The sequence below is a fragment of the Paraburkholderia sp. J11-2 genome, from assembly GCF_905220185.1.
Classification (GTDB): Bacteria; Pseudomonadota; Gammaproteobacteria; order Burkholderiales; family Burkholderiaceae; genus Paraburkholderia.
Map to the genome: position 1 here is coordinate 11,620 of NZ_CAJMYY010000033.1, position 10,233 is coordinate 21,852.

Genomic DNA, 10,233 nt, shown 5'->3' on the forward strand with positions numbered 1-10,233 from the left:
AACTGGCTTAGCATCATGAGCAATCAACCCGAGCCCACCTACGTCATCGACCCGGACCGCTGGCCGAATCTCGTGGCGCTGTTCGAGCACGCCATGGAACGTTACGCGGACAAGCCCGCGTTCACGTGTCTCGGGCAAACACTGACCTATCGCGACGTCGATGCGCAGTCGCGCGCGTTTGCCGCGTATCTGCAATCGGAGCTGAAAGTCGGAGCGGGCGACCGCGTGGCCATGATGTTGCCCAACCTGCTCGCGTTTCCGGTCGCCATGATCGCAATCGCGCGCGTGGGCGCTGTGCAGGTCAACGTGAATCCGCTGTACACGGCGCGTGAACTCGAACATCAACTCAACGACGCCCTGGCGACGACGATTGTCGCATTCGGCGGCGTGGCGGCAACGGTCGTGCAGGTCGCGAGCCGCACCGCGCTGCGCAACGTCATCACGGTCGGTGCGCCGGGCGCGACGCCCGGCGTCGAACCCAGCTCGCCGATGGCGCGCGCGGTCGCGTTCGAGTCCGCCATCGAGATCGGCCAAAGCTTGCCGTTCAAGCCAGCCGAGATCGATCGCGACGACCTGATCTTCCTTCAGTACACGGGCGGCACGACGGGTGTGGCGAAGGGCGCCTCGCTCTCGCATCGCAACCTGCTCGCCAATGTCGAGCAATTCAAGTCGATCATCCCGGACAACCGCCGTGAAGGCGAAGAACGCGTCGTGACGGCGATTCCGCTGTATCACATCTTCGCGTTGATGGTGAATTTCATCACCTACTTCTCGCTCGGCGGTCACAACTGGCTCGTGCCGAATCCCCGCGACGTGAATGCGCTCATTGACGTGCTGAAGACTTCGCGCTGCTCGGTTTTTACAGGGGTAAACACGCTGTTCACGGGCCTCGTTGCGCATCCGCGCATCGGTGAAGTCGACTTCTCTTCGCTGCGCATGGCGGGCGGCGGCGGCTCGGCCATCATGGAAGCGACGTCTGCGAAGTGGAAGGCGTTGACCGGGGTGTTCATCCGGGAAGGCTACGGTTTGTCGGAAACGAGCCCTATCGTGAGCTTCAATCCGCCCGATGTGGACAGCTTTAACGGCACGACGGGCCGGCCTTTGCCCGGCACGCGCATCAAGATCCTCAAGGACGACTACGCCGAGGCTGCCAAGGGCGAGACAGGCGAAATCTGCGTGAAGGGTCCGCAGGTCATGCGCGGCTACTGGCGCAAGCCTGAGGCCAACCTGGTGGCCTTCACGGCGGACGGCTATTTCCGCACCGGCGATATCGGCCTGCTCGACGAACGCGGCTTCCTGAAGATCGTGGACCGCAAGAAAGACATGATCATCGTGTCGGGCTTCAACGTGTTTCCGAACGAAATCGAGTCCGTGGTGAGCGCGTGCGCAGGCGTGCAGGAATGCGCATGCGTCGGCGTGAAAGACGAGCGCACGGGCGAGGCGGTCAGCGTCTACGTGGTGCGCGCGCCGGGTTCGACGCTCGAGGCCGACGCATTGATTGCGTGGTGCCGCGAACAGCTCACGGCATACAAGGTGCCGAAACAGATTGTTTTCGTCGACGCCCTGCCGAAGTCGACCGTCGGCAAGGTGCTGCGCAGGGAACTGCGCGCGTAACACCGTGATCTCCAACCTGCGAGAGGAAAATAATGAATGCACCGATGATGCACGCGGACGCGCCGGCCATTCCCGCTGACTTCACTGCCTGCCACGATGCGCAGCGCGAGGCCCATCTTCAGAATCCCGAGCCGGACTATCGCGAGCGGCTCGCCGACCTCGCGTCCCTCGGCCGGCTCATCAAGGACAACCAGCAGGCAATCGTCGAGGCAATCAGCCGTGACTATGGCAACCGTTCCGAGTTCGAGACATTGTTCGGCGAGATCTTCGTCGTGCTCGAAGGGATCAAGTCAACTTCGAAGCACCTGAAGAAGTGGATGAAACCGCAACGACGTCAGGTCGACGTGCTGCTGTATCCGGGCGCGTCGAACACGCTGATTCCGCAGCCGCTCGGCGTTGTCGGCGTGATCGTGCCGTGGAATTTCCCGATCAACCTGACGTTCTCGCCGCTCACGGCCATCTTCGCGGCGGGCAATCGCGCGATGGTGAAAATGTCCGAGAATTCGCAGCATCTCGCGGACCTGCTCATGCGCGTGAGCCCGCGCTATTTTCCCGAGACGAAGCTGAAGTTCTTCGACGACGGCGGCGGTCGTGGACCCGCGTTCTCGTCGATTCCGTTCGACCATCTGCTGTTCACCGGGTCGGGCGCGACGGGCCGTGCGGTGATGGCCAATGCAGCACGCAATCTCACGCCGGTCACGCTCGAACTCGGCGGCAAGGCGCCGGCGATCGTCGGTCCCGACTTTCCCGTGAAGACGGCCGCGGAACGCATCATGTGGGCGAAGATGTTCAACGCGGGCCAGATCTGCTCGAACGTCGATTACGTGTTCCTGCCCGAAGAAGGCGTGACGGAGTTCGTCGGGCATTGCAAGCGGCTCTTCGCGGAACGCTTCCCTGACATCAATGCGAATGACTTCACGTCGATTATCGATGAGCGCTCGTACGAGCGCCTTCAGCACACGCTTGAAGACGCCCGCAACAAGGGCGCGACGCTCGTGAATCTGGCGCAAGGACAGCGGCCGGACCGGAGCGTACGTAAATTTGCGCCGCACCTCGTGCTCAACCCGACCGCTGACATGATCGTGTCGCAGCGCGAAATCTTCGGGCCGATCCTGCCGATCCGCACGTACCGCGACAAGACAGAAGTTGCGCGCTACATCAACGCGCACGACCGGCCGCTCGCGCTGTATCCGTTCACGCGCGACAAGCAACTGCAACGCTTTTATATCTCGCACGTGATGTCGGGCGGCGTGTCCGTGAACGAAGCGATGCTGCACATCGTGCAGCACGACCTGCCGTTTGGCGGCGTCGGCCCCAGCGGGATGGGTCACTACCACTCGCGCGAGGGCTTCACTACGTTCTCGAAGCTGCGACCGGTCTTCCGCCAGGGACCGATGTCGGGCATTCAGATGCTGCTTCAGCCGCCGTATCACGGCAAGGCACTGAAGCTGATCAAACTGCTGATCAAGTTGAAGGGGTAAGTGGGGCAATGGACGAAATGAGTGGGCAGCAAGGCGCGATCACGGTGATCGGTGCAGGCGCGGCGGGCTGGGGCACGATACGCGAGTTCAGAAAGCGCGACGCTGTGACGGAGGTCACACTGATTAGCCTCGATGATGCCGACTTCTATTCGAAACCGGCAATCTCGAACGCGCTCGCGCAAAAGCGCGCTCCCGCGGATCTCGTGACGACGCCGGGCGTGGACCTGGCGGCCACGCTCAACGTGAGGCTCGTCGCGCGGTCGCGGGTGACGTCGATCGATACAACCGGCAGGTCGGTGCAGGTCCAGACGCATGAAGCGGGCGTACTCACGCTGCCCTATAGCTGCCTCGTGCTCGCCACGGGTGCGCAACCGACCCGGGTGCCCGTCGCCGGCGACGAAGACCAGATCGTTTCGGTCAACAACCTCGACGACTACCGCCGGTTCCATGCGCTGCTCGGCTCGACGGCGAAGCGGGTCTTGATTCTGGGCGCGGGCCTTATCGGTTGCGAGTTCGCCGAGGATCTGCTCGCCGCGGGGCATGAAGTGCGGATCGTCGACCCCGCACGGCGTCCACTTGCTTCCATCCTGCCGGAGGCCGCGTCGAGACTCGTGCAGAACGCGCTTGCGCAGCGGGGCGTGCGATGGGATCTCGGCGCGACACTTGCGAAGGTCGAGCAAAAGGCCGGGGGAGCACTGTGCGCCACCCTCTCTACGGGCGAGGCGCATACGGCCGACCTGGTGCTGAGCGCGGTGGGCCTGAGGGCAGACATCGCGCTGCCGCAAGCCGCCGGCATTCGCTGCGAGCGCGGCGTGCTGGTCGACGACCATCTGCGAACGTCTGCGCCCGATGTCTATGCGCTCGGCGACCTCGCACAGTATGGCGCGGCCGGCAATCGCACGCTGCCGTACGTGATGCCGATCATGCACGCTGCGAGAGCACTCGGCGCGACGCTTGCCGGTGAGTCCACCGCAGTGACTTTTCCTGTCATGCCGGTGTTGATCAAGACGCCTTCCGTGCCCACGGTGGTCGTGTCTCCGCGACCGGGCAGCGAAGGCGCATGGCAATCGCTCGGTGAATCGAGCGCCTCGGCGTGGCGTTTCGTCGATGGGGCAGGCAAGCAGCGAGGGTTCGCCTTGCTCGGCGAAAGCGTGGGGCGCCGCATGGAAATGGTGAAATCGATGTCGCCTTGATCCGATCGCGCGTGTGACGGTCTCGATGGAAGTCGAGCCGCACGGGCAGGAACGGTTAAGGAGCGCAGAGTTAGCTGGGTGTTCTTGTTTAGTAGTAAGGATAACAAATCAAATGATCGGGCCTGTATGAAATTGCAGCTCGAATCAGATTGAAAACGAGAAAGACTATTCATCAAAAGAGGAGACGTTATGAGGCAGAAGATCGCCTTGGGCATCACGCTGGCCGCGATTGCGGGCGCGGTTCAGGCACAGTCGTCCGTCACACTGTACGGCACCGTGGATGCCGGCGTGTTGTGGCAGACCTCGTCGGCCGCTTCCTATAGCACGCTGGCAAAGAATCAGGGGGGTGTCGTGCGCTACAAGGACGGCGGCATCTATACGAGCCTTTGGGGTATGCGCGGCGTGGAGGATCTGGGCGGCGGCTACCAGGCGACGTTCCAGTTGCAGGGGAGTTTCGACAGCGGCACCGGCAAGTTCGGCATCGGCGATACCAGCGCACCAACGACGTCGATCTTCAATATGGCCGCGAACTTGGGCATTTCGGGCGGCTTCGGCTCGGTGAAAATCGGTCGGCAGTACGCCCCGATGATCCTTGCGCTGGCCGATACCGATGCACAACATGCCCAATACTTCGGCAGCATCCTCACGGCGCTCCTCGGCCTGAACTCGGCCACGGGCTGGGTGGGTGCGAGCAGCAACGGCTCGATCGGCTCCGTGTACGAAAGCAACGCGATTGTCTATGCTTCGCCGACGTTCGCAGGGTTCAAGGCGACGCTCGAATATGCGCCCGGCGGCGTGGCAGGCAGCATTCAGGGCAACACACGCGAATCGGCGGTGCTTCAGTACAGCAACTACGGACTCAAGGTTGCGGCAATCTACTACGAGGGCCATGACACGAATCCGGGCGCGACCACGGTACTTTCCGGGCTCGCCAACAACCGGTTCATGTCGCTGAGCGCGCTCTATACGATCAAGGGCTTTACGATCAGCGGCGCGCTGGCGAATGGGCGCAATCCTTCGAATACGGCGGCTGGAAATCTCAATCTCTATTCGGGCGGCCTCGGGTATCAGTTCACTCCGGCGTTCTCGGTGTCGTCCGGTGTGTATTACCTCAAGGACATGAACCACTCGTCGAACCGCTCGATCGCGTACGCGATGAACGCGAGCTATAGCCTCTCGAAGTCCACGCTGGTCTATGCGAACGTCGGCTACGTCGACAACCGCGGCACGATGAACCAGGGGCTGGAGTATGGTGCGCCCGTCGCACCGGGTATCGGCACGACGGCGGTCATGGCGGGTTTGCGGCACCGCTTCTGATCGCAGGTGGTTGGATGGACGCGGACCCGATGCATGTGGGGTCCGCGTTCGCGAGAGAGCATGTGCGTTATTGTGCGTGAGTGGGCCGCCATCTTGTGGATATCCACTTCGACTGGCGAACGGCGCACGGAGTGCTGACGAGGCACGTGTGCGCTCCGCACGCCGAACGGCCGCTTTTTCCGGAAGAGCAGCCGCCTGAGCGTCTGGGTTTCGAGCCGCATGAACGGCTCTTACTGGCCGAGAGTACCAGTTCGACGAGTCTCCACTGACCGGACATTGCAATCTTCGAAGGCAGCTTTCGGGTGACTTCTGTGAACGAGTACATTCGGCCACGAAGGGCCACTCGCTCTCGGGCTGTCGGCGACGTTCGAATGACTCACCCGTCCCGTACAGTGTGATAGCCTGGACTCAATCTGACAGTGTTCGGTTTCTCGTGCTGTTGCTCACGGGGCCGAACGGGAGCGTGGCCGCCCGTGTCGCACGCTTGTCTGCCGGCACGCGGACATTGATCTACGAGCCACGCAATAAACAATCGATATCCGGGGGCAATGGAGCGTGCGTCGGCTACGCTCCTCTCGCAGCGCGGCTAGATCGTGATGCTCTTGTACTCGAGATATTCGGCGAGGCCATGGACGCCCAACTCGCGGCCGTTGCCCGACCGCCTGTAGCCGCCGAACGGTGCGGCTGGATTCGCCGCGGCGCCGTTGATGCGCACCGAACCCGCACGCAGGCGTTGCGCCACGCGGCGCGCCCGGTCCGTGTCGCCTGACCAGACGTACGCGGCCAAGCCATATTCGGTATCGTTGGCGATAGCGATGGCTTCTTCCTCGGAGTCGTATGGGATCATGACCAGCACCGGGCCGAAGATCTCTTCGCGTGCGATGGTCGCATCGTTGCTCACGTTGGCGAAGATGGTCGGGCGAACGAAGTAGCCCTTGTTGACACCCTCGGGCAGACCAGGGCCGCCGGCCACCAGTTGTGTCCCATCCTCAATGCCGATTTCGATCATGCGCTGCACTTTCTCGAACTGAGCCCGGCTGGCCATCGCACCCACCTTGCTGTCGGGCGACGCGGGATCGCCGATCGGTAGCGCTGCCGCCGTCGCTGCCGCGATGGCCACCGCCTGGTCCATCAACGTGCGCGGCACCAGCATGCGGGTCGGCGCGACGCACGTCTGTCCGGAATTGATCATCACATTGATCACGCCATCGGATACGGCGGCTTTCAGGTCGGCGTCTTCGAGAATCACGTTCGGCGACTTGCCCCCGAGCTCCTGGAGTACGCGCTTGACTGTCGGCGCGGCATCGGTAGCGACCTGTACGCCTGCGCGTGTGGAACCGGTAATCGAAATCACATCCACGTCGTCGTGCCGGGACAGCGCGGCGCCCACGACGGGCCCCTCGCCGAAGATCATGTTGAACGCGCCAGCCGGTGTGCCGGCTTCATGAATGATTTCGGCGAAGATGCGCGCGTCGAGCGGCGTGACTTCCGATGGTTTCAGCACGACAGTGCAGCCGGCCGCGAGAGCGTAGCCGACCTTGCCCGCGATCGTTCCTGCCGGCCAGTTCCAGGGGGTGATGAGGGCGGCCACGCCGATCGGCTCGCGAGTCACTTCGGCCGAACCGAGCTGCTCGACGAATTCCATCTTTTGGAGGGCCGCGAGCGCGGACTGCAGAATCTGCAGTCCGAGCGGCGCCTGACGGGCCTTGCATAGCCACAGTGGTGCGCCGATGCTCTCGTGGATGGCGTTGGCGATATCGTCGAGCCGGGTCGAATAGTGTTCGATGATGCGCGTGAGTAGCGCCTCTCGCTCTTTGCGGGTGGTGGCCGACCACGCGGGGAACGCGGCCCGTGCCGCGGCTACCGCGCGGTCGACGTCTGCCGTGCTACCCATTGTGAGCTTGCCGATGACCGACTCGGTCGCGGGGTTGACGATGTCGATCGTCGAGCCGCCCACGGCGGGTGCGACCCACTGGCCGCCGATGTAAAACTGATCGAGTTGATGCATGAGAGATTGTTCTCCGGGGATGTCCGCGCGCCGCGTGTTGCGACGGAACGTTGCGGACTATTGGTGTTATTCGTCGAAGACGATGACCGAGCGTGCCAGTTCGCCGCGGCGGAGTTCGTCGAACGCCTCGTTGATCTGGTCGAGCCTGAGGCGGCGCGAGATCATCTGGTCGAGATGCAGCTTGCCCGACAGGTAGAAGTCCACGAGTCGCGGCATGTCCACAGGGAAGCGATTGTGACCCATCGGCGAGCCCTGGACGCGGCGGCCTTGCAGCAACTGATACGGGTCGATTTCAATTTTCTCGCCGGGCTTGACCATGCCGATTACGGTCGCCGAACCCCCGCGGCGCAGCATCGCGTAGGCCTGCTCGACGGTCGTCTTGAGGCCAATGCACTCGAAGGCGTGATGCACGCCACCGTGGGTCATCTCGCAAACAGCCTTGACCGCATCGGCGTCTTTCGCGTTGATGGTGTCCGTGGCGCCGAATTCGCGCGCCAGTGCGAGCTTGCTATTGAGCATGTCGATGGCGATGATCCGGCCGGCGCCGGCTAGCGCGGCCCCGTTGACCGCTGCCAGCCCGATACCGCCGCAACCGATGACAGCCACCGTTTCTCCGGGCGAAACGCGCGCTGTGTTGAATACAGCGCCGGTGCCGGTGGTGACGCCGCAGCCGATCAGCGCCGCGCGATCGAACGGCATATCGCGGCGGATCGCTACGCACGCATGCTCGTGAACGAGCATCTGCTCGGCAAATGCTGAGAGGTTCGCGAATTGCGGGATCGGCTTCTGGCGGTAGGACAGACGCGACTCATCGCCGTCCTTGCGCCTCGTGTCGGGTGATACGCACAGCGAAAGGACGCCGGTCACACAATGCTCGCAATGGCCACAATACGCGGAGAGGCAGGTCACGACGTGATCGCCGGGTTTGACGGTTCGGACTTCCGAACCGACCTGCTCGACGACGCCGGCAGCTTCGTGCCCGAGCACGGCCGGCACGGCGAAGGGATAGATACCGTCGACAAAGTGCAGATCGGAATGGCAGACGCCGACGGCGCGCGTACGGATCAGCACTTCGTGCGGCCCCGGCTTGCTGATCGACACGTCTTCGATCGTCAACGGCTCTCCCGGACTGTGAAAGACTGCTGCCTTCATTGAAGTCTCCTGAATATTATTGGTCGGAGCAATGCGGAGACGGATGAAGTCGCCGGCATCCGTCGTAAGCGTGGGTTGGAGGCACCCCGCGGCATGCTTGTTCAGCACATGTTCCGCGTTCACGTTATCAAATCGCCTCTTCTGTAGAACCTACTCGCCACGGGGGGCAGGACACAGGCAAGACGAACCGCTCTTGCCTCCCTGCTATGGGGGGGAGGGGGCGCGCGTGGAGGGCAATACGATGCTCCGACGCACTGCGTCGATCCGGGCCCGCTTTCCAGAGCACTTTGGCGACGGTACCAGGCGTTGCGTCCAGCGTGCACAAGCCGCGTTGCAAGGCACCCGTGCACCCGGCGCCTGCGGCGCATGGGTCGATTGAGCCTGGCAGATCATCGTATTCTCGAGTCGATAGCCGAACTGACGACTCTCACATTGAAACGGACGTCTCGATATGAAAAAGATAGAAGAGAGACTGGAGATTGGGGCCGTTGTGGGGCAAGAAGGTATCGCGAGTATCGCGGTCACGATTTTCCTGCCTGACGTAAGCCTGTTGCCGGCGCGGCCGGTCGTGATGTTTGCCTTTCCAGGCAGCGGTTACTCGCGTGGATATTTCGACCTGCATATGCCAGGGCACAGCCACTATAGTCAGGCCGAGTACCACTGCCAGAAGGGCTGCATTTTCGTCGCGGTGGATCATCTCGGGGTCGGGGAGAGCGTTGTGACCAACCCTGAGGCGTTGCGGATCGAACAGGTCGTGCAGGCCAACCACGAGACTGTGCAAGCCGTGTTGAAGCGGCTTGCGAGCGCAGACGTGGCACCCGGCTTTCCGCGCGTCGTGAAACCGCTTTGCGTCGGGGCCGGTCAGTCAATGGGAGGCGCATTCGTGATCGCTATGCAAGGGCGGTGCCGGACCTTCGATGCCATCGCAGTGCTCGGATACAGCGTGCCGCGAATCGCGATTCCAGCAAAAGACGGATTTGTCTTCGCCGAGCAAATGCCCACGCAGGATCAGTATCGCTTTGGATTCCACTGGGACGACGAGCCTGAAGAAGTCGTCCGCGTCGATTTCGCGGGCGGCTATCCGATCCGGCAGGTGACACCGGCGTTTGGGAGCAAGACACGCCCGGGTGAGGCGATACGATTTCGTATTCCAAACGTTCTTGGAGAAGACGCTGCGCGGATAGCGCAACCGGTCTTCCTGGCGTTTGGCGAACGAGACGTTAGTTTGAATCCGCATGCGGATCCTGCTTCTTATACGACGAGCCGCGATGTCTCTCTCAATGTGATCTCCTGCATGGCACACATGCACAATTTCGCAAGCACGCGGGAGATTCTGTGGTCGTTGCTGCAAGCCTGGGTGCAGCGACTCGCCGGCGACTTGTGAGGTTTTGCAAGTGCCCCGACTGGGGAAGCTGAAATTCGAAGTGGGTCGCGGCTAAGGATGACCCGATTATCCATAAGAGTCGCG

7 protein-coding genes are annotated in these 10,233 nt (G+C 62.5%); 5 read left to right on the forward strand and 2 right to left on the reverse strand.

Translation table 11 applies throughout. From position 1 onward, the window contains the following. Positions 1-15: 15 nt before the first annotated feature. The 4 genes from U5A57_RS34260 to U5A57_RS34275 all read left to right on the forward strand — a co-directional run bounded on the left by U5A57_RS34260 (position 16) and on the right by U5A57_RS34275 (position 5,605). Positions 16-1,614, forward strand: a complete 1,599-nt coding sequence (locus U5A57_RS34260) for an AMP-binding protein (RefSeq protein ID WP_321916101.1) — start codon at positions 16-18, stop codon at positions 1,612-1,614. Between the two features lie 32 nt (positions 1,615-1,646). Next, positions 1,647-3,095, forward strand: a complete 1,449-nt coding sequence (locus tag U5A57_RS34265; RefSeq protein WP_321916102.1) for a coniferyl aldehyde dehydrogenase — start codon at positions 1,647-1,649, stop codon at positions 3,093-3,095. An 8-nt stretch (positions 3,096-3,103) separates the two neighbouring features. Continuing rightward, positions 3,104-4,288, forward strand: coding sequence for an NAD(P)/FAD-dependent oxidoreductase (locus U5A57_RS34270; protein ID WP_321916103.1), 1,185 nt, complete (start codon positions 3,104-3,106; stop codon positions 4,286-4,288). Positions 4,289-4,477: 189 nt separating this feature from the next. Beyond that, positions 4,478-5,605: a porin gene (locus U5A57_RS34275; protein ID WP_321916104.1), complete on the forward strand. Its 1,128-nt coding sequence runs from the start codon at positions 4,478-4,480 to the stop codon at positions 5,603-5,605. A gap of 586 nt (positions 5,606-6,191) precedes the next feature. Here U5A57_RS34275 and U5A57_RS34280 read toward each other — a convergent pair. Further along, the gene (locus U5A57_RS34280; RefSeq protein ID WP_321916105.1) at positions 6,192-7,613 is read right to left on the reverse strand and encodes an aldehyde dehydrogenase family protein; all 1,422 of its coding nucleotides are present in this window, start codon (positions 7,611-7,613) and stop codon (positions 6,192-6,194) included. A 66-nt stretch (positions 7,614-7,679) separates the two neighbouring features. Beyond that, positions 7,680-8,765: a Zn-dependent alcohol dehydrogenase gene (locus U5A57_RS34285; RefSeq protein WP_321916106.1), complete on the reverse strand. Its 1,086-nt coding sequence runs from the start codon at positions 8,763-8,765 to the stop codon at positions 7,680-7,682. Positions 8,766-9,216: 451 nt separating this feature from the next. On the opposite strand from U5A57_RS34285, the gene U5A57_RS34290 reads away from it, so the two are divergent. After that, positions 9,217-10,149 (forward strand): hypothetical protein, encoded by a 933-nt coding sequence (locus tag U5A57_RS34290; protein ID WP_321916107.1) that lies wholly within the window; start codon positions 9,217-9,219, stop codon positions 10,147-10,149. The last annotated feature ends 84 nt before the right edge of the window (positions 10,150-10,233 follow it).